At 36.4% G+C, this 20,480-nt stretch carries 17 protein-coding genes; 5 read left to right on the plus strand and 12 right to left on the minus strand.

Going from position 1 to position 20,480, the window contains the following annotated elements; translation table 11 throughout:
* Nucleotides 1-5: 5 nt before the first annotated feature.
* From ABJ974_RS09790 to ABJ974_RS09820, 7 genes are all read right to left on the minus strand, one after another.
* On the minus strand, nucleotides 6-332 hold the full coding sequence (locus tag ABJ974_RS09790) for a Sec-independent protein translocase subunit TatA/TatB (protein WP_419868066.1): 327 nt from the start codon (nucleotides 330-332) through the stop codon (nucleotides 6-8).
* A 235-nt stretch (nucleotides 333-567) separates the two neighbouring features.
* The gene (locus tag ABJ974_RS09795; protein WP_419868067.1) at nucleotides 568-1,782 is read right to left on the minus strand and encodes a TCR/Tet family MFS transporter; all 1,215 of its coding nucleotides are present in this window, start codon (nucleotides 1,780-1,782) and stop codon (nucleotides 568-570) included.
* A gap of 112 nt (nucleotides 1,783-1,894) precedes the next feature.
* Complete coding sequence (gene secD / locus ABJ974_RS09800; RefSeq protein WP_419868068.1) at nucleotides 1,895-4,804, minus strand: protein translocase subunit SecD; 2,910 nt, start codon at nucleotides 4,802-4,804, stop codon at nucleotides 1,895-1,897.
* A 336-nt stretch (nucleotides 4,805-5,140) separates the two neighbouring features.
* On the minus strand, nucleotides 5,141-6,349 hold the full coding sequence (locus ABJ974_RS09805) for a hypothetical protein (RefSeq protein WP_419868069.1): 1,209 nt from the start codon (nucleotides 6,347-6,349) through the stop codon (nucleotides 5,141-5,143).
* A gap of 7 nt (nucleotides 6,350-6,356) precedes the next feature.
* Nucleotides 6,357-7,715 carry an oxygen-independent coproporphyrinogen III oxidase gene (hemN, locus tag ABJ974_RS09810; RefSeq protein WP_419868070.1) on the minus strand — a complete coding sequence of 453 codons (1,359 nt, stop codon included), beginning with the start codon at nucleotides 7,713-7,715 and terminating at the stop codon, nucleotides 6,357-6,359.
* Nucleotides 7,716-7,924: 209 nt separating this feature from the next.
* Nucleotides 7,925-8,938, minus strand: coding sequence for a WD40/YVTN/BNR-like repeat-containing protein (locus tag ABJ974_RS09815; RefSeq protein WP_419868071.1), 1,014 nt, complete (start codon nucleotides 8,936-8,938; stop codon nucleotides 7,925-7,927).
* Nucleotides 8,939-8,976: 38 nt separating this feature from the next.
* Complete coding sequence (locus ABJ974_RS09820; RefSeq protein WP_419868072.1) at nucleotides 8,977-10,494, minus strand: amino acid permease; 1,518 nt, start codon at nucleotides 10,492-10,494, stop codon at nucleotides 8,977-8,979.
* Between the two features lie 152 nt (nucleotides 10,495-10,646).
* Here ABJ974_RS09820 and pnuC point away from each other — a divergent pair, with 152 nt between their 5' ends.
* The 5 genes from pnuC to ABJ974_RS09845 all read left to right on the plus strand — a co-directional run bounded on the left by pnuC (nucleotide 10,647) and on the right by ABJ974_RS09845 (nucleotide 16,562).
* Nucleotides 10,647-11,324, plus strand: a complete 678-nt coding sequence (pnuC, locus tag ABJ974_RS09825) for a nicotinamide riboside transporter PnuC (protein ID WP_419868073.1) — start codon at nucleotides 10,647-10,649, stop codon at nucleotides 11,322-11,324.
* On the plus strand, nucleotides 11,321-11,905 hold the full coding sequence (locus ABJ974_RS09830) for a hypothetical protein (RefSeq protein WP_419868074.1): 585 nt from the start codon (nucleotides 11,321-11,323) through the stop codon (nucleotides 11,903-11,905). Before pnuC ends, ABJ974_RS09830 begins: the two co-directional genes overlap by 4 nt.
* 96 nt (nucleotides 11,906-12,001) lie before the next feature.
* Complete coding sequence (gene dapF, locus ABJ974_RS09835) at nucleotides 12,002-12,772, plus strand: diaminopimelate epimerase (protein WP_419868075.1); 771 nt, start codon at nucleotides 12,002-12,004, stop codon at nucleotides 12,770-12,772.
* Nucleotides 12,773-12,793: 21 nt separating this feature from the next.
* Entirely contained in the window at nucleotides 12,794-13,819 is a 1,026-nt protein-coding gene (gene mltG, locus ABJ974_RS09840) for an endolytic transglycosylase MltG (protein ID WP_419868076.1), read from the plus strand.
* Between the two features lie 169 nt (nucleotides 13,820-13,988).
* Nucleotides 13,989-16,562 (plus strand): TonB-dependent receptor domain-containing protein, encoded by a 2,574-nt coding sequence (locus tag ABJ974_RS09845; protein ID WP_419868077.1) that lies wholly within the window; start codon nucleotides 13,989-13,991, stop codon nucleotides 16,560-16,562.
* Between the two features lie 51 nt (nucleotides 16,563-16,613).
* Here ABJ974_RS09845 and ABJ974_RS09850 read toward each other — a convergent pair whose 3' ends face one another.
* The 5 genes from ABJ974_RS09850 to ABJ974_RS09870 form a co-directional block, all read right to left on the minus strand.
* A complete protein-coding gene (locus tag ABJ974_RS09850) occupies nucleotides 16,614-17,054 on the minus strand; it encodes an adenylyltransferase/cytidyltransferase family protein (protein ID WP_419868078.1) in 441 nt (146 codons plus the stop codon).
* Nucleotides 17,055-17,065: 11 nt separating this feature from the next.
* On the minus strand, nucleotides 17,066-17,830 hold the full coding sequence (locus ABJ974_RS09855; RefSeq protein WP_419868079.1) for a methyltransferase domain-containing protein: 765 nt from the start codon (nucleotides 17,828-17,830) through the stop codon (nucleotides 17,066-17,068).
* Nucleotides 17,831-17,840: 10 nt separating this feature from the next.
* The gene (gene galE / locus ABJ974_RS09860; RefSeq protein ID WP_419868080.1) at nucleotides 17,841-18,860 is read right to left on the minus strand and encodes a UDP-glucose 4-epimerase GalE; all 1,020 of its coding nucleotides are present in this window, start codon (nucleotides 18,858-18,860) and stop codon (nucleotides 17,841-17,843) included.
* 18 nt (nucleotides 18,861-18,878) lie between these two features.
* On the minus strand, nucleotides 18,879-19,256 hold the full coding sequence (locus tag ABJ974_RS09865; RefSeq protein ID WP_419868081.1) for a hypothetical protein: 378 nt from the start codon (nucleotides 19,254-19,256) through the stop codon (nucleotides 18,879-18,881).
* A gap of 67 nt (nucleotides 19,257-19,323) precedes the next feature.
* Entirely contained in the window at nucleotides 19,324-20,448 is a 1,125-nt protein-coding gene (locus tag ABJ974_RS09870; RefSeq protein ID WP_419868082.1) for a DegT/DnrJ/EryC1/StrS family aminotransferase, read from the minus strand.
* Nucleotides 20,449-20,480 lie beyond the last annotated feature (32 nt).

Below are 20,480 nucleotides of genomic sequence, written 5' to 3' on the forward strand. Positions count from 1 at the left end.
CCCGATTATCTGCTTACAGGTCCTTCGTGTGATTCGTCATCGGCAGCTTTGGGTTTGGGATCGGCAGAAGGTTTTGTGAGAATATCTTTTTCTATATCTTTTACAGGATTGAAATCTTTTGCAGCATCTTTAACCTTTTCAATTTCACGCTTAATTTCAGAGACAGGATTATCCGTCTCCTTCATTATTTCGGTCTTAATATCTTCTACCGCACCACGCATCTTTCTAACCCCTGCACCAAGGTCACGGGCAATCTGCGGAAGTTTATCCGGTCCAAATAATACCACGATTGCTATTGCAATCAGCGCCATTTCTCCAAAGCTTAATTCCATGATGTAAAATTACAAAAGATTATACATATATTGATTCCCTCCTTCAATTTTAAATAAATTTTAATATTTGAGCTTATTTATCAGCAATCAATAACCAAAAATAAAAAATAAGTGAAATTCAAACCACATATTTATGCTTTAATTGTTTAAAAATAATCATAGCTTATTAAAGATCCTCACTTTTTTCTCATTACAAAAAATGGATTCAGTAACCTGAACCCATCTTATATCAATTTTATTTCTTTTTCTGAAAAGCAAAATAAGTTACCACCACACTGATGGTCATCAGGACAAACGCCAGAAAAAAGGGAGCTCCCGAAAATTTAAACGGAGCTTCATCGTGCGTAAAATAGTAGAAAAGATTCGTCATCATTGGTGGTCCGATGATAGACGTCGCACTCATCAGACTGGTTAAGGACCCCTGAAGCTCCCCCTGCTCATTGGAAGGAACGGTTTTGGTAATCACCGACTGAAGTGCCGGGCCGCATATTCCACCAAGGCAATAAGGAATAAGGAATACAAACATCATCCACCCTTCTGTCGCAAAGGAAAACAATAACATTCCGATCGCATACAGAGCAAGTCCGTAATAGATACTTCTTTCCTCCCCCAGCTTTGGAGTGGTCCATCGTATTAAACCACCCTGTACCAATCCTACCAATAATCCTATTACCCCGAGGGATATTCCCACCATTCTTTCCGTCCAGTTGAATTCATACATTGTAAAAAAACTCCAGTTGCTTTGTACTGCATGCCCCGCAATATAAATTAAAATAAGCGCAAACGTCAAACCAGAAATTTCAGGATGTTTTCCTAAAAATTTAAAAGATCCGACAGGATTGGCTCTCTTCCAGTCAAATTCTCTTCTTTTATCTTTATCAAGACTTTCCGGAAGGATGAAATATCCGTATAAAAAGTTAAGCAGGCAAAGAACTGCTGCTGCATAGAAAGGAACCCGGGATCCATAATGTCCCAAAACTCCACCTAAAACGGGGCCTATAATAAATCCCAACCCAAAAGCAGCACCTATGAGACCAAAGTTTTTTGCCCGGTCTTCATCGGTAGAAATATCTGCTATATAGGCACTGGCTGTGGTTACACTTGCCCCTGTAATGCCGGCAATTACCCTTCCGATAAAAAGCCAGATGATGGTGGGCGATAGGGCCAGTAAAATATAATCAATCGCAAATCCGAAAAGTGAAATAAGGATAATAGGTCTTCTTCCGTATTTATCACTCAGGTTTCCTACCACCGGAGAAAATATAAACTGGGTAAAGGCATATGCAAAACCCAGCCAGCCTCCATATTTGGCTGCTTCACTTATGTCACTGTGGATAAGCTCTTCAATAAGCTTAGGAACCACGGGAATGATAATTCCCCACCCTGTAATATCAATCAGGAGCGTTATAAAAATAAAGCCAATGGCCGCTTTCTTTTTTGAATTTTCCATATTGCTGCAAAAATAACGAAATAAGAAGAATAATTTTTATGGTATGTATTAAAATATTTCAGACAAAAAAGCCCTTCTTAAGGAAGGGCTTTTACTTTATAATTTAAGTAGTTTATTTGGATGTTATAACTTCTTTAGTAGAAGTTGTTTTCCCATGAACTTCTTCCTCTTTTCCTGTTCTCAGGAAATCATAAGCAATAGCCGAGGCAACAAAGATAGATGAATAAGTACCGAATCCGATACCGATTAACATGGCAAACATGAATCCTCTCAGGTTGTCCCCTCCAAAGATAAAGATCGCAAGGATCACCAATATAGTGGTAAATGATGTATTAAACGTTCTACCCAGTGTACTGGAGATTGAATCATCAAATAATCCTGCTAATGTTAAAGCTTTCTTCTCTCTTAAATATTCTCTAATTCTGTCGAAGATAATAACCGTATCATTAATGGAATATCCAAGTACCGTCAATATTGCCGCAATGAAATCCTGGTTGATCTCCATATTAAACGGCATATATTTATGAAGTAAGGAGTAAGTTCCTAAAATGATAACCGCATCGTGGAATAGTGCTGCCACCGCTCCAAGAGAGAATTGCCATTTTCTAAATCTGAACAGGATATAGATAAAGATACCTGCCAATGCCGCTACTACGGCTAATATACCGTGGGTCTTAATATCATCTGCTACCGTAGGTCCTACTTTTTCTGATGAAATGATCCCTGCATGCTCCGTATCTGCTGATTTAAACTCCTGTAAAGTTAAATTAGCCGGTAAATTAGGTTTTAATCCCTGATATAATTTTTCCTCAATCGTCTGGTCAGCTTTTAAAGATTCATCATCGATAAGGTAATCCGTAGAAATTTTAAGCTGCTTGGAGTTTCCAAATGTTTTAGCTTCTACTGATGAATTTTTACCATCCTCTGTCTGGAAAATTTTAATTAAGTTTTTTTCAACATCTTCAGAGTTTACATCTTTATCAAATCTTACCACATAGTTTCTACCTCCTGTAAAATCAATACCATATTTAAATCCGTGGATGAAAATAGATCCGATACAAATTATCGTTAAGATAAGAGAAATAATATAAGCGTATTTTCTCTTTCCAATAAAATCGATCCATGTATTTCTGAATAGATTTTTAGTTGGCGGAGTCCATACGGAAAGATGTTTTCCTTTATTAAGTCTGCTGAAGATCATTACTCTTGAAAGCAATACGGATGTGAATAATGTCATCACGATACCGATCATCAATGTTAAAGCAAATCCTTTGATAGGTCCTGTTCCGAAGAAGAACAACACTACCGCTGTCAACAAGGTTGTTAAGTGACCGTCAATAATCGCGCTTAATGCGTGCTTAAATCCGTCTTTATATGCTTCTAAGATACTTTTTCCTGCAAATAATTCCTCTTTGGTCCTTTCATAGATAATTACGTTCGTATCCACGGCCATAGCCATTGTAAGTACGATACCTGCAATACCAGGAAGGGTAAGAGTAAAGTCTCCGGAATCCATAATTCCGAAAATATAGAATAGGTTGATCACCATTGCAATTACTGCATATACACCGGCACCTCCATAATAGAAAATGATGTAAACAATGATAATCATAAATGCGATCGCGAAAGAAAGAAGACCCGCGTTAATAGATTCCTGTCCTAGAGAAGGACCTACCTGTGTAGCCTGTACTACTTTAGCTCCTGCAGGTAATTTACCGGCTCCTAAAACATCTACTAATTCTTTAGCTTCATCCTGGGAGAAGTTTCCTGAAATCTGAGTTCTACCGTTAGGAATTGCATTAACAACGTTCGGAGCGGTATAAACTCTGTTATCCAGGGTTACAGCAACGGGCTTACCTACATTTTTCTCTGTTAGGGTTTTCCATTCTTTTGCTCCTTTGGAATCCATCTGCATGTCCACTACCACTCTTCCCAGCTCGTCATAGCTGATGCTTGCTTTTTCCACAGCACCGTCAACGGGAGCTTTCTGGTTGATATTTCCTCTGATAGCGTATAGCACTAAGCTTTCAGAATCCGTAGCTTCCGGCTTATACCCCCACATAAACTGAGTGTATTTGATATTGGCCGGACGTAATGACTGGGCTACTTTACTGTTTAATATTTTATTGACTACTGCTGTGTCTGATAATTTTACGTTCGCAACACCGTTCGTTCTTAATTTATCAAGCTGCAAAAGATTCATGAAGTTTATATTTTTAGCAACTCCCATAGAATCTCCTTTCATTGCCACATTAGCCGTTAATGACTGGAAATAAGGGGCTACTTCAGGAACCTGCTGTACTTCCCAGAATTGAAGTTTTGCAGACGTCTGAAGCATTTTCTTCACTTTGTCTATATCCTTCATTCCCGGCATTTCCACAGAAATTCTTGCCGTACCCGGAACTCTCTGTACATTCGGCTGAATAGCTCCCAGCTTATCGATTCTCGTTCTTATTACTTCAAAAGCAGTACCTACTGAAGCGTCAATTCTTCTTTTAACAATACTTTTCACCTGGTCATCAGTAGTATTGTATTTGATCTCAGTAAGATTGTTGTTTCCGAAAATTTCCGGATCTGCAAGCTTAAGGCTGGTTCCTTTTGCTTTGTTTACAGCATCAAACTGTTCAAAGAAATTATCAATATACGATTTCGTAGAGCTTCTCTGAACTTCATCTGTTTTGTTCAAAGCCTCAATAAGTACAGGATTTGTAGAATAATTCGTTAAATCATTCACTAAATCTCTTTGGTTGATTTCCAAAAGAACATTTATCCCTCCTTTAAGGTCAAGACCCAGTTTCATTTCTTTGTCTTTCGCTTTGGAGTAATAAAGCTGTGTAAATCCTAGATTGAGAGTATCCTTAGAAAGTCTTGCAATCTCTTTCTGGTATTTTTCCGGATTATCTCCTGCAATAGCAGTTGCCTGCTTTTCAATTTTGCTGGCGTACCAGGTTGGTAATAGCTCATTTAAGCAAATCAACCCCAATACAATAGCAACAATTGTAATAAGTCCTTTTCCTTGCATTTTGAATAACTACGTTAAATTAAGTCGGCAAATATAGTGATTTTCTTTCTATTTTATGAATTATTAACGACAGAAATCGTTTATTTTCAGACATATCTGTATTTCTGTACGATTTAAGAATTAATAATTTTCATGCTATATTTCAATCATTTTTTTAATTTCCGATAATTACAATATCAACATCAATTATTAATTCCTTAATTATCAAAACTTTAGATAAAGAAGCTATTTTAAAGAAACGCCGAACAAGAATCATCTTCCGTAAAATTATAAGAAGGTTCTTTTTTAAAATTTTAAAACAACAGACATATTACTGATAATCAATCTAATATAAAATCACTTATAACTCTGTCCGCTTTTTTTAAACAAATAATAAATAGTTAAAAATATAGGTAATATAATAAGTAATCGCTCCCTTAAAGAAAATCTTTCCGTTTCACCATCAAACAAGAAATTGGGAATCAGTGAAACCAATAACACGGAAGTGATAAAAAATATAATTTCAAATTTTGAGATTGAAACAAGGGGAAGTTCCGGCTTCAATTGAGAACCCAAAATCCAAAAACCTAAGAACATAATCATAAAAGGAAAAGCCCATATCCTGTAAGTATCCCAGGCTATGGCATGCAAGAGCAAAGGGAACAAGGAGACAGCTCCCAACAATCCCACAATAAGCAATCCTGCTTTACTGAATTCTTTATATATCATAAACCCCATGAATAGCATCGGGATACCATAAATTACCGTACAGGTAGACACAAAAACCCTTTGCAGAAAATGAGGGCTTTCTTCCGCCAAAAAGGATGTAAAACTCTCCGTATAGCTGGTGGAAACCAAACTGGCAACACTCTTCCTGATCAATCCTGTTTGGGTAAGGTAATTCAACAGATTGTTATAATGATTTTCTCCATACCACTGCTGATACCCTATAATTCCCGCTAATATACACACCGGGACAACGAGTAATAAAACAGTGCTTTGAAGGAGTCGGCGTCGTTCCATTTCTTTAAGGGAAAAAGACTGATGGGGCGTTTCCTTTACCACCAAAGCAAAAAGGCAGATAGGAAACATCAGGAAAAAACTAATTTCATGAATTAAAATTCCTACAGATAATAATGCTGATGGCAATAATATTTTCCCTTTTCGGATAAGATAGACCGCTGCAATAGTCAGGAGAAAAATAAGATGATCCAGATAGCCTATCAGATGTGCGGAGAATACCATGTACTGGGACATAAAAAAAACAGAATAGAAGAATATCCTGTTCATATCATCCGGTTTTTCCATAGTCTTCTTAACTGCAATGCCTATTAAAATACCATATAGCAATAGAAGAATTGTAACAGATACTAAAAGGATAGCCATTTCATTTTTCTCAGCAAAGAATCCAAGAATTTCCCCGGCAAACCCTCTTTTAATAAATCCAAATCTGTAATCTACCATCCAATGGGCAACCGACCATTGATTAGGAAGTCTTATTGTCTTTAAAACACTGAATATTAATGCATAAATATACAGAAAGATCAATAGGGTTTTCCGGCTCATGGTGATGTTATACCGTCATTGAAAAAATTCGGGTTTCAGGCTTATTCCTCATCATACGCAGGTCAAAAACCATGGCGACATTTCTGGTGAATGCCCTTCCTTTTTCCGTAATTTTTATCTGATTGTCTTTGATTTCCACCAATTCATCCCTTTCCATTTCTTTCAGCATTTCCAAGGCGTTTTCCAGCTCCGGAAACGAATTCTGAATATCCCAGGTAGTTTCCAGCTGACACATCAGGTTGAGAATATGCTTTCTTACTATAAGGTCTTCTTCATTGAGAATATGTCCTTTTACAACAGGGATCTGCCCTTCTTCTACTATCTTTTGGTATTCTTCCACCGTCTTTACATTCTGGGCAAAAGCATACCAAGAATCCGAAATAGAAGACATTCCCAGCCCCACCATAAGCTGGGTTTTGCTGGAGGTATATCCCATGAAGTTCCTGTGTAATTTTTTATGAATTAAAGACTGGTACAGATCGTCATGCTCTAAAGAGAAATGATCCATTCCCACTTCAATATAGCCCAATTCCTGTAAAAGCTTTTTACCGTCTTCGTACAGCTTTCTTTTCTCTTCACCACTCGGAAGGTCATTTTCATCAAATCCACGCTGTCCTACTCCTTTTACCCATGGAACATGCGCATAAGAATAGAATGCCAGCCTGTCCGGTTTCAATTCGAGGGTTTTACGGATGGTATATTCCATAGCATCCCAATGCTGGTGAGGAAGCCCAAATACAAGATCATGGCTTATTCCCCGGTAACCGATTTCACGTGCCCACTCCGTTACCTCTTTTACTTTTTCAAAGGATTGAATTCTGTTGATGGCTTTCTGGACTTTCGGATCGTAATCCTGAACCCCGAAGCTCACCCTTCTGAACCCTAAATCATATAAAGTCTGAAGATGCTCTTTAGAAGTATTATTTGGATGTCCTTCAAAAGAAAATTCAGGATGTTCTGCAATTTCAACAGTTTCAAAAATTCCTTCAAGGAGTGCTTTTAAATTTTTAGGTGAAAAGAAAGTAGGCGTTCCCCCTCCCAAATGAAGTTCTTTAAGTTTTGGTTTTTCATTAAATAATTCCAGATAGAGTTTCCATTCTTTTAAAACGCTTTCCAGATAAGGTATTTCTACACTATGCTGTTTGGTAATACGCTTGTGACAGGCACAGAAAGTACATAATGCCTCACAAAAAGGCAGATGAATATAGATAGAAATTCCTTCCGCTGAATTGCTTTCATGGAATGACCGGATTACACTCTCCTTCCATTTTTCCGCGGAGAAAGAGCTTTCATCCCAATAAGGAACGGTAGGATAAGAAGTGTAACGAGGTCCCGGAATATTATATTTATCAACTAAAGAATTCATTTTAAAATGTAAAGTTTTTTTAAGTAATGAAATTTCAATATAAATTTCATCCTGCAAAATTAAATATAACTTATGAATTTTAAATCATGAATTATATGAGGGTTTATTTTCAGAACTATTTATAATAAATCTAAATACCATAGTGCAAAGGTAGTGTGTGGATTTCATAAAATTTACATATTGATAAAGATATACTCTATACCAAATATTCAAAATTTTAATTCTAATAGGGCTATCCTGTTTTTCCCTGCCAATACTACCGTGGTGGAATTGATCCACTGACAGACATACATATCTTTTTCTTCGGAAATTTTTGTCCATGTCTTTCCGAAATCCGATGAATAGCTGATATGCTGATCTCCTACCGCCATGATTTCTTTACCTTCCGATCCCGGTCTTATTTTTACACACGTCATATAGCCTGCATTTTTTCCCGAAGCCTGAATTTCCCAACTTTCTCCTCCGTCATGAGTAACCGCTATATTATTGATATTCTCCGACTGCCTGGTATAATCCCCTCCTACCGCTATACCAAAACGATCATCATAAAAATCTAAAGAATATATACCCTGTGAAGATTCACCCTGTATAAAAGGAGTTCTAAAGACTTCAATCTGTTCATTTTTTAAATTCAATCTTATTATCCTTGAAGATTTTCCTCCTGTTGCGATCCACATATATTGCCCGGAAGAAGCTATATTGGTATTGCTGGCTGCAAAAGCCGCTTCTCCTTCGTTCAGCTGTACATTGTTTTTAAACCTACTCCATTTTCCTTTCCTGAATACGGCAAGCTTTACAATATGATCTTCACCGGGATCACTGAAAGCATAGGCCAGGTCATTATTCACAAAATGTAAGGCGTCATAGAATGCCGACCTGGCGGTATCTGTAAAGACAACATTTGATTTCAAACTCTTTTTGTCAATCGCAAAAAAATAAGCCGGACTTTCAATATTGATAGTATAGAAAGAAGTTTTATCCTGCCCCAATGTCCTGAACTGAAGCTTCTCATCCGAAAGCCGGATCTGGGTTTGTTGTTTAGGGTTTTTAAGATCTACAAAACCTAATTTGGAGTCTGTTCCCGTATACCAGACTTTTCCATCATACACTTCAAGTGACCGGATGCTTATTTTATCATCAAGAATAGTCTGAATGTTTTTCACCTGTTGTGAAAAAATGCTAAGTCCTGATAAAAGGGCTAATAGGCTAAGAGTTTTTTTCATATGATGCATTAAAAAAACCGCCGAAGCGGTTTATATTATTAATCTACGTTTTTATATTTTTCCGGATTATTAAGTTTACTGTGTGATCTTCCATAAAAGAAATATATCAAAACTCCTAAAAATAACCATCCTGCTGAAAGTTCTAAAGCATGAGAACTTAAATTAATGATTAGATAAATATTAATAAGAACTCCTAATCCCACTACAATTTTATAAGCCGGAACTTTAAATGGTCTGGCAAGATTCGGTTCTTTACCTCTCATGATCCATACTGCTATACAAACCAATGTAAAAGCAAACAGCGTCCCGAAACTCGTCATATCGGCAAGTGTGGAGATAGGCGTAAATGCAGCAACACACGCAACCACTGTTCCTAATAACATAATTCCTTTATAAGGTGTTTTGGTTTTCGGATGAAGCTCACCAAAGAACTGAGGAATCAATCCGTCTTTTGACATTCCGATGAAAATTCTGGACTGTCCCATTAACATTACCATCACCACAGATATCAGTCCTACCGTAGCTGCAATCGTCACTATATTACCTGCCCAGTGCTTTCCTGCAATTTCAAATGCATAGGCCACAGGAGCTTTAATAGCATCAGGATATTTTCCTTCAGGGTTAAAGTCTGTATAATGCATCATCCCGGTCAATACAAGCGATACACAGATGTACAAAGCCGTACAGATCAACAAGGAAGCAATGATGGCAAAAGGCACATCTTTCTTAGGATTTATAGCTTCTCCCGCCTGTGTAGAAACAGCATCAAAACCGATATAGGCAAAGAAAATAGCTGCTGCACCGGAAATAATTCCTTTAATTCCATATGCTGAGACCATTTCTCCTTCGGAGTTTTTGACCTTCGCTTCATCAGGAATGAAAGGTTTCCAGTTCTTAACTCCATCCACTGCCGTGTAAAGATCGCTATTGGAAAATATAATATAGACTCCTGCTATAATCACAAAGATAACAGCGGAAGTCTTCAACAGAACGATCAGATTGTTGGCTCCTACGGCTTCTTTGGTTCCTTTAACCAATAATGCGGTAAGCAATATCACCAGCACAAAAGCCGGAAGGTTCATAGAAAAGCCTTCTCCTGTATAACTCGCCGGATCGGAGGTTAAATAGGAAGGCAGATGGACTCCAAATATTTTCAGAAATTTGGTAAAATACCCGGACCAACTTACGGAAACAGCCATACTCGCCATGGCATATTCTAATATGAGACACCAACCCATTGCCCAGGCAAAGATTTCTCCGACGGTTCCATATGCATATGCATAAGCAGACCCCTCAACAGGAATAATAGATGCAAATTCCGCATAACATAATGCTGCAAAAACACAGGCTATACCTGCTATTATAAAAGAAATTGCCAGTGCCGGCCCTGCGTGGTAATAGGCTCCGGTTCCGGTAAGTACAAAGATTCCACCACCAATGATAGCACCCACTCCAATTGCTGTTAAACTCCATTTTCCAAGGACTTTCTTCAGCTCACTTTTCTTCATATCTGCCTCATAGGCACTTAGTGGCTTCTTAACCCAAATTTTTGACATGTATTTTTATTTTAAAGATTTACGAAAATATAAAATTTTTACAAACTTGTGTATTTATTAGCAAATTTTCGTCATTTAATTTACACAAAAAATTATTTGGAATAGATTTTAACTATTTTAAGAATACTTATTTTTTACCTATTTTTGTTTTCATGAATCTATACGAACTCTTCGTGAGCCCCTATGAAAACTATACTAAAGCACAAATCACATTAGAGGCTCTGGGTACTTTTTTTGGTATTTTGAGTGTATATTTTTCTATTAAAAAAAACATTTGGGTTTATCCTACCGGTATCATTTCCACTTTAATTTATGTTTATATACTTTTTAACTTCGGTTTATTGGGAGACTGCATGATCAATGTCTACTATACCGCCATGAGTATTTATGGCTGGATCCTCTGGTACAGGAACTCTGAAGACAATATCCACGTAGAGGTAAGCTGGGCAACAAAAAGGGAATGGTTCTTTGTATCATTTCTTTTTTTGATAAGTATAGTGCTGGTAACGATTGTTTATTATTATAAGCCTTATATAGATAATCAATTTTCCATGAAGGGGGTAAGTCTTGGATTATATCATCTGGATTGGGCGAACTGGCTTGATGTGCTTACAACTTCAATCTTTCTTGCCGGAATGTGGTTGATGGCTAAACAACGTATTGAAAACTGGATATTTTGGATCATCGGAGATTTTATTTGTGTCCCGATGATGATTTTTAAGGGATTGGGTATTACTTCGGTTCAATATTTGGTATTTAGTATAATGGCGATCTTAGGATATGTCAACTGGAAAAAAAGTTATAAAGAAAAAAATAGAATACGGTTATGAAAAATTTATTTAAAATAGCATTCAGTTTATTGGCTATGGCAAGCTTAGGTTCTTGTCTGGCTTATACTGATGGTTATAGTAACGGATATGGGGATCCTTACTATAACAACGGATATTATTATGCTCCTTCCAATTATTACGGATATGGAGGATATTATGGAAATGACGGATATTATTACAGAAACGACATACGTTATTATTATGATAGTGGGGTACCTTATTATTACTATGGAAGCGGTACAAACAGAAAAAAAATCTATGTACAGAAAAACTCCCCTACAAGACCTAATAATGGGATCAGCAACAGCAATTCCCAATACAGAAATAATAATAGTAACTCGGGAAATTCTAACGGAGGATACAGAAATCCTACCAATAGTAACCAAAATAACCAAGGGGTAAATAACAACAGTGGGTTCAGAAACAACACTCCTTCTACCAATAGCAACAATAGTGGGTTCAGGAATACGACCCCAACGCAATCTAATCCTACTTCCAATGGAAATACTTCCGGAAATTCAGGATTCAGGAACACTCAGCAGAACAATTCAAACAGTTCGCAGGGTGGATTCAGAAGATAATAACAGTGATAAATAAAAAGAACGGACAGCTAACACTGTTCGTTTTTTTGTTTTAAATATAGTAATTTTGCAAGTTCATTTTTTAGAAAAAACAGTATGGAATTTTATAAATATCAGGGTACAGGAAACGACTTTGTAATGATTGATAACCGTTCCGGAGAATGGGATAATCTTTCAATTGAGAATATTCAAAATCTTTGCGACCGTCGCTTTGGAGTGGGTGCAGATGGTCTTATTAAAATCAATAAAGCAGTAGGCCTCGATTTTGAGGTTGATTATTACAATTCTGATGGTTCGAAAAGCTTTTGTGGAAATGGAGCCCGCTGTTCGGTAGCGTTTGCTTTTTTCCTTGACATTTTTGAGGGCACTTGTAAATTCAATGCTATTGATGGTGAGCATGAAGCTGAAATCCATAACGGGATCATTAAGCTTAAAATGAGAGATGTGAACCATATTTACAATGACGGCGAAGATGCGGTATTGGATACAGGGTCTCCTCATTATGTAAAATATGTGGAAGACCTCATTAACTATAATGTTTTTGCAGAAGGGCACGGAATCAGAAATTCTGAAAATTATTTTGAAAAAGGAATAAACGTCAACTTCGTGGAAAAAGTATCTGATAATGAGATATTTGTAAGAACGTATGAACGTGGTGTAGAAGATGAAACGTACAGTTGCGGGACAGGAGTTACGGCATCCGCTTTAACTTTTCTTGAAAAGAACAATCTAATCTCTGTAAAAGTTAAAACTTTAGGCGGAGATCTTAAAGTATATGCTGAAAAAGATGGAGATTCTTTTCATAATATTTGGCTTGAAGGCCCTGCAAAACAGGTTTTCAAAGGAAAAATAGACCTTCTTAAATAAAAACTTTTAATCAATTTAGTAATGAAAAAAACAATTCTCATTATCGTGCTGCTTATGGTTATAGCGGCAGGCTTTTTTGGTTTGAGATTTTATAACAAATATTACGGAAACAATGTAGGGAAAGACGGCTATGTTTTAATTCCTCACGGAGCCACTTTTACTCAAATCATAGATTCCATTCAGCCATATGTTAAAAGCAAAGAGTCATTTAAAGCGGTTGCGGAGGATAAGAATCTGGATAAATATTTCAGACCGGGACGCTATCATTTTAAAAGCGGAACGGGAAATACCAATCTTGTCAATATGATCAAAGCAGGAAATCAGACCGCTAATACTTTCCGTATCGGAGATTTTGGAGATGTGTATCAGATGTTGGGGAAAGTTGCAAAAAAAACTGAGATAGATTCTTTGAAGTTTGTGAATGGATTAAATACAATCGCCAAAGAAAAGGGGTATTCCAATGCTGAAGATCTTAAAAAGTATTTTTTTATTGATACTTATAATTTTTTCTGGACGGTAACTCCCCAAGAGTTTTTTAAAAAATTTGAAGACCAGTACACCGATTTCTGGAATGCGGAAAGAAAGCAGAAAGAACAGCAGTCCGGTTTAAGCAGAGAACAGGTTTATGCCCTGGCTTCCATAGTATATAAAGAATCGGGAGGAAAAAAAGATGAAATGAGAACGATTGCAGGATTATATTTAAACCGGTATAAAAAAGGGATGAAGTTACAATCTGATCCTACCGTAATCTATGCTATAAACAAGCAGACGAATTTCTCCCAGCCTATCAAAAGAGTATTATATAAGCATCTCACTACTCCATCACCGTATAATACTTATGCCAATGCCGGAATACCTCCGGGCCCGATATGTATTGTAGATAAAAATTCGGTGGATGCCGTTCTGAATGCAGAAAATAACAATTATATTTTTATGTGTGCCGATCCGGCAAGATTAGGTTATCATAAGTTTACGGATAATGCCGCTGAACATGCTATCAATGCAAAAGCATATCAGGACTGGCTAAATTCCAAGAATATAAAATAAACAACATATTTAACTTTATTTTAACAAATTAATAGCTAACAATTAAAACTTAAAAACGACATATACATCTATAGATAATAAACTAATCGTCATATTATAAAATCAAACTCATTATTGATTTTATAATATTAGAATAATATGTTACGATTTTATATAAAAGAATCACCTTATGAACCAGACGGAAATCATTAACATTTTCACTAAAAAAACATTGGCACTTACCTTTGTTCTTTCTGCAGCAGCTTTTGCTTTTGCACAGGAAAAAGTAAGTATCTCAGGGACTGTAGTCAATAAAAATAACCAGCCTGTACCCTATGCATCGGTAACTTTCAGTAACAAGGAAAATAAATTGTTCAGCGATGCTTCCCTTACGGATGAGAAAGGGCAATATAAACTTGATCTGACTCCCGGAAACTATGACATTACGGTAGAAGCCATCGACTTCAAAAAAAGTATCATTAATAAACAGATTACATCAGCCGGAAATATCGGTGCTCTATCCATTGAACCTGAAGCAAGCGCTACCAATTTAAAAACAGCCGATATACAGGGGGTAACCATTACCGTACAGGCAACCAAAGCTTATAAAGTAGAGCTTGATAAAAAAACATATGACCCGTCACAGGATATTGTAAGTAAAGGTGGTAACCTTCAGGATGTTTTAACCAATGTACCCTCTGTTTCCGTAGATACGGACGGGACGGTATCAATGAGAGGTAATTCTAATGTTAAATTCTTAATTAACGGAAAGCCTTCCGCTCTACTAGGTGTTGATGATGGTGCTAATGCACTGCAAAGTATTCCTGCCGATCAGATCGAAAGAATTGAAGTTATAACCAATCCCTCTTCCAAATTTGAAGCAAGCGGAACGGCCGGTATTCTGAATATTATCCTGAAAAAAGATAAAAAAATGGGATTCAACGGAAGTGTTACCGGAAGTCTAGGTTATTTGCCAAGAACTAATCTTAATACTAATCTTAACTGGAGAAAAGGAAACTGGACCTGGTTCCTGAATGGTGGCGGAGGCTATCAGAGAAATGAAAGTACCAGTAAAAACTCAACTACAAGAAAAGATGATCTGAATGCACTCAGTACAGACGCATTTCCTTTCACACAATATTCCGGACAGGATGGTAAAACCAAAAGAGAAGGAAAAAACTATAATGTGAATGCTGGTTTTACTCACGATTTTAATGATAAAACTTCAATCAACTTCTCCGGAATGCTCAGAAGTTTTAACAATGACCAAAATGCCCTTAACACCTACAATGAAATCATCTATGATAATTCAACGGATTTCAATAATGTAGTAAGAGAAAGAAACAGTTACGGGAATAATAAGAATCTTGCAACTCAGTTTGATTTAGGACTGGATCAGAAAATTGGAGACAATGGACAGCTCTTATCGGCTTCAGCAAGTTTCCAAACCAACAAATCGGATGGAATCAATCAGATTATACAAAATACATATAAGAACAATATTTTACAAAATACAGGGAACTCAGTCAATAATATAGATACCGACGCCAAAACAACGACTTTTATAGGAAAAATAGATTATGAATTACCAATCGGTGAAAAGTCTAAATTTGAAGCCGGAGCCCGTTATGACTACAATAAAAATACTTATGATTATTTTGTTGATCAAAGTGATGACGGAGGTTCATTATATACCCGATATGACTTTACAAGTAACACTGTATATTCTGAAAGCATATTAGGAATTTATGCACAGTTTAAGAGTAAAATTGGTGAAAAATTTGCCTACCAAATTGGTTTAAGAAGTGAACTTTCCAAAATTGATATCGACTTCCAAAACTATGATGAGAATAATAATCTTACTTACAGCTCAGTCAATAAAGATTATACCAAATTTTTCCCATCTGTATTTTTAAGCTATGATATCACGAAGAACAATCAGCTATTATTAAACTATTCAAGAAGGATCAATCGTCCAAGGGCTTTCTCTTTAATCCCTTTCATGTCATTTGATGACGACCGAAACTATTTCCGAGGAAACCCTAATCTTAATCCGACGTATGAGAACTCTTTTGAAATAGGATATAATCTTACCAATAAGAAACTTACCTTCAATCCAACACTCTATTTTAAAAAATCTGAGGACGAACAAAACAGATATCAATACGTAGATGATACCGGTGCTATCAACACCATTCCTTTTAACGTAGGTTCTGAAACTAATTATGGATTAGATCTTAACGGAACATATGATCCTTTCAGCTGGTGGAAAATAATGCTGTCTACGGATATATATGGATATAAGAATACGGGTAGCTATAATTTATTCCCCGATAACCCTAATACAGTAAACGATTTCTCAGGTTCCGGTTTTGCCTACAGAATCCGTTTCAATAATACTTTCCGACCTACAAAGAATTTAAGTTTCCAAATTCAAAGTTTCTATAGATCATCCGAAAAGACTGCGATGAATAACAGAAAAGCTATGTATGGAATTGATTTGGGGGCAAGCCAGACTATCTGGAACGGAAATGCAACCATAGGCTTCAACATTCGAGATTTGTTCAATACGAGAAAGATGAGAAATTACTCTAATACTCCTCAGTTTACCCGAGAAACAGAGATGCAATGGCAGCCTAGACAGTTTGCATTATCTTTCACCTATAGATTCAAGCAAGGAGCAAAAATTGAAACCAAACCGAAAACAAAAAAAGATATTAATTCGAATACCATCGGAGGAGATGAAGATCAGGCCCCAATGTAAGTATAAAAATAGATAGATGAAAAATCCCGAAATCTTTGATTTCGGGATTTTTTATTTTGTTTCCGTTTTGGTTTTCTCCGCTTCATAAATCCTTTTTCTAAGATCACTTGAGGAAAACCGGTGATCTCTTTTATTGTAATAGATCTCGATGCCCTTTTCTTCACAGTATTTTTTTCCTGTAAAGTCCCTGTCCATATAATCATCTCCTATTATTCTCACATCAATTACAAAAGATTTAAGAATATCTTCCAAATCCTGTTCCGTGTAATAAGGGATAATCTCATCTACCGCATTTACCGCTTTCAGTTGTATATATCTTTCTACAATGGTCTGTGTCGGCTTATTTTTATTAGGTCGGTCATGAGAAGGGTCTATCTGTAATCCTACAATTAAATAGTCACATACCGTTTTAGCTTCCTCCAGCATTTTAATATGCCCTGCATGAAGCAAATCAAACGACGAAAATGTAATGCCTATTCTTTCTGTTTTCATATCCGTAATTTTTAAAACTTCGCTGAAATAAAGGTCCTTTTAAAAGGATAAAAGACCGGCGTTTCAGGGAAAATAGTTTGTAATTCTTTTTTATAGTCGTTTTTAAAATTCTCTTTTAAATCATCTGGTAGTTTTTCCATATAAGGAAGCATGGTAGTTGCCGAGATCCAGGTAAATATAGCTTCTGCATCTTCAAGGATATGAGGATATACTTTTTCAAAAACCTGTATTTCCGTTCCTTTATTCTCAAACAGTACCCGTGCATATTCTTCAGTCGTCAGCACATTATGATCTCTTATCCAACCGTTCAGAGCCTTCTTATAAGGATCTTTTCCGGCTACATCTCTGAGCAGCTGATGAACAATATAATAATGATTGGACGGGACCTGAACAGCCAATTGCCCTCCCTTGTTAAGAATACTTATAATCCTTGAAAATAATTCTTTATGATTGGAGCACCATTGCAAAGCTGCATTGGAAATAACCAAATCAAAAGTATCATTGATGTTCAGCTGATCTTCAATACCTCTCTGGAGAAAGGTAAGCCTGTTCGTTTTAAAATGTTCAGCTTTATCCAGCATTTCTGCTGAAGAATCTATCCCCAATACTTTTGAATCTTCTAGATAGTCTGTCAATTTTGAAGTAAGCTCTCCTGTACCACAACCCAAATCTATTACGGACAATCCCTTTTTTAGCTCCACTAATTGTAAGAGATCAAAAAACGGGGCTGATCTTTCATCTTTAAACTGATTATATACGTCAGGATTCCAAGCCATATTCTAATAATTAATTTCTTGAAGTTACATATTTCTGCCACTCCCAGGATGTTTTTAAAGCTTCTTCCAGTGTAGTGTCAGATTTCCATCCAAGTTCTTTTTCTGCTTTATCAGCATTGGCATAGGCTACTGTAATATCCCCTTCCCTTCTGTCGCAGATTTGGTAAGGTACTTTCACGCCGGTTGCGCTTTCAAAAGCTTTCACCACATCCAAAACCGAAGAGCCTTTCCCTGTTCCCAGGTTATAAACATCTATTACGGCTTTATCGGATGGGTTGTTTATTAAACTTTTTAATGCTGCCACATGAGCTTTTGCAAGATCTACCACATAAATATAATCCCGCACCGCAGTTCCGTCTTCGGTAGGATAATCATCACCCCACACACTTAATATTTCTCTTATTCCTGCTGCCGTTTGTACTACATAAGGCACCAGATTGTTAGGAATTCCTATAGGAAGTTCTCCCAGTCTTGCTGAGGGATGAGCCCCAATAGGGTTGAAATACCTTAATAGGGAAATCTTCTTCTGGTAACCGACAGCAAAGTCTTTCAATATCTCCTCTCCCATTTGCTTGGTCTTGCCATAAACACTTTCCGCCGCTTTTAAGGGCGTGTTCTCATCAATAGGCATCGTATCGGCCTGACCGTATACCGTACATGATGAACTGAAAATAAAATTAGAAATATTTCTTTTCTTAAATTCCTGAAGAATATTAATCAGAGAAAAAAGATTATTTTCATAATAATCAATAGGTTTTTCCTGGCTTTCCCCTACGGCTTTATAAGCAGCAAAATTGATACAGCCTTCAATGGGGTGAGCTTCAAAAACCTGCTCAAGAAGCTCTTTTCTTTTTAGGTCAAAGGGATAAAAAACAGGCTTCTTACCTGCAATTTCTTCTATATTTTTTAAAATAAATTTTTCTGAGTTAGACAGATCGTCTACAATAACCACTTCAAAGTCGTTATTTAAAAGCTCCACTACGGTGTGGGACCCGATATAGCCTAATCCGCCTGTGACAAGTATCGCCATTTTGTGTATATAAATTTTTTATTCTTCTTTTTGTCCTATTTCTTCTATTTCATTTTTTGCCGGAAAATGCCTGAAATAATTTATCATTAGTACAGAACCTATTATAAATCCTATTACCATGATAAAAGAACTTAAATACCCGGAGTCTTTAAAATTACCATCCACAAAAAATTTTATTGAAAGTAAACTGATAATAAGAATCACAGAAATATTTAAAAATAAAAACATTTTCGGAGATTCCCTGAAAATATTTACAAATGCTAAAATCAGCATTAGAAAATTCATAAATATTAACGTATAAAGAAGTGCTTCCATTTCTTTATAGGGCTCAATAACTCTGTAATTTTTTAAAACAATACTTCCTATTATCCCTCCAAAGTGAATAAGCCATCCCAAAACAAAAATTATAGTATAGAAATAGATGAACTTATACTTAAGTATCCTTTCTTCATGGAGCATATTATCACTTCATAAATTCCAGCACAGCATCTGTAATATATTTCAACTGCTCTTCATCCAACTCCGTATGCATCGGCAAAGAAATCACCTGATCCAACAGCTTATCCGTATTCACGAAATCTGAAGCATTACTTTCCTGGAAATAGGCTTTCTGCTTTCTTAATGCTACGGGATAATAAATCATGGCAGGAATTTCTTTTTCCGTTAAAAACTGTTGCAGTTCATTACGTTTACCATTCAGAATTCTTAAGGTATACTGATGGAATACATGGGTAGAGTTCTTTGCTCTCTCAGGAGTCAGAATATCCGGATGTCCGGAAAATGCTTCATCATAAAAATCAGCAGCTTTGCTTCTGGCTTCATTATAAGAATCCAGATGAGGAAGCTTTTTTCTTAATACCGCAGCCTGTACACTATCCAAACGGGAATTAACTCCCACTTCGTCATGATAATATCTTTCATACATTCCGTGATTTACAATACCTCTTAAACGATGGGCAATCGCATCATCATTTGTAAAAATAGCTCCACCGTCTCCGTAACATCCTAAATTTTTGGACGGAAAAAAGGAAGTCGTACCTATGGTTCCCATAGTTCCTGCTTTTTTCACAGTGCCATCTGAAAAAGTATATTCGGAGCCGATAGCCTGGGCATTATCTTCGATCACATATAAATTATGCTCTTTTGCAATTTTCAGGATCTCCTCCATATCAGCACATTGTCCGAAAAGATGAACGGGAATAATCGCTTTTGTCTTTGGGGTAATGGCTTTTCTTATTTGTTCAGCAGAAATGGTAAAGGTATCATAATCCACATCTACCAAAACAGATTTCAATTTAAGTAAATGAATAACTTCTACTGTCGCAGCAAAAGTAAAATCCGCTGTAATTACTTCATCTCCTTCCTGAAGATCAAGGGCCATCAATGCTATTTGTAATGCATCCGTTCCGTTGGCACAAGGAATTACATGACGTATATCCAGGTAAGATTCCAATTCATTCTGGAAAAACTTTACTTCAGGGCCGTTAACAAAAGCAGCTGAATCCATTACATTTAAAACAGCATTATCAACCTCACTCTTTATTTTGTAATACTGACTTTGTAAGTCAACCATCTGAATTTTTCTCATAAAGTAAATATTTCTGTAAAAATAAGGGAATT

Source organism: Chryseobacterium sp. CT-SW4 (genome assembly GCF_048572715.1).
GTDB lineage: Bacteria > Bacteroidota > Bacteroidia > Flavobacteriales > Weeksellaceae > Chryseobacterium.

Excerpts from the sequence above, each read along its gene's own strand:
- hemN (WP_419868070.1), bottom strand. The coding sequence starts at position 7,715 with ATGAATTCTTTAGTTGATAAATATAATATTCCGGGACCTCGTTACACT.
- galE (WP_419868080.1), bottom strand. The coding sequence starts at position 18,860 with ATGGCGATACTTGTCACAGGCGGATTAGGCTATATCGGGTCCCACACC.
- ABJ974_RS09805 (WP_419868069.1), bottom strand. The coding sequence starts at position 6,349 with ATGAGCCGGAAAACCCTATTGATCTTTCTGTATATTTATGCATTAATA.
- ABJ974_RS09855 (WP_419868079.1), bottom strand. The coding sequence starts at position 17,830 with ATGGCTTGGAATCCTGACGTATATAATCAGTTTAAAGATGAAAGATCA.
- mltG (WP_419868076.1), top strand. The coding sequence starts at position 12,794 with ATGAAAAAAACAATTCTCATTATCGTGCTGCTTATGGTTATAGCGGCA.
- ABJ974_RS09845 (WP_419868077.1), top strand. The coding sequence starts at position 13,989 with ATGAACCAGACGGAAATCATTAACATTTTCACTAAAAAAACATTGGCA.
- dapF (WP_419868075.1), top strand. The coding sequence starts at position 12,002 with ATGGAATTTTATAAATATCAGGGTACAGGAAACGACTTTGTAATGATT.
- ABJ974_RS09830 (WP_419868074.1), top strand. The coding sequence starts at position 11,321 with ATGAAAAATTTATTTAAAATAGCATTCAGTTTATTGGCTATGGCAAGC.
- ABJ974_RS09850 (WP_419868078.1), bottom strand. The coding sequence starts at position 17,054 with ATGAAAACAGAAAGAATAGGCATTACATTTTCGTCGTTTGATTTGCTT.
- ABJ974_RS09815 (WP_419868071.1), bottom strand. The coding sequence starts at position 8,938 with ATGAAAAAAACTCTTAGCCTATTAGCCCTTTTATCAGGACTTAGCATT.
- ABJ974_RS09820 (WP_419868072.1), bottom strand. The coding sequence starts at position 10,494 with ATGTCAAAAATTTGGGTTAAGAAGCCACTAAGTGCCTATGAGGCAGAT.
- ABJ974_RS09790 (WP_419868066.1), bottom strand. The coding sequence starts at position 332 with ATGGAATTAAGCTTTGGAGAAATGGCGCTGATTGCAATAGCAATCGTG.
- ABJ974_RS09795 (WP_419868067.1), bottom strand. The coding sequence starts at position 1,782 with ATGGAAAATTCAAAAAAGAAAGCGGCCATTGGCTTTATTTTTATAACG.
- pnuC (WP_419868073.1), top strand. The coding sequence starts at position 10,647 with ATGAATCTATACGAACTCTTCGTGAGCCCCTATGAAAACTATACTAAA.
- ABJ974_RS09870 (WP_419868082.1), bottom strand. The coding sequence starts at position 20,448 with ATGAGAAAAATTCAGATGGTTGACTTACAAAGTCAGTATTACAAAATA.
- secD (WP_419868068.1), bottom strand. The coding sequence starts at position 4,804 with ATGCAAGGAAAAGGACTTATTACAATTGTTGCTATTGTATTGGGGTTG.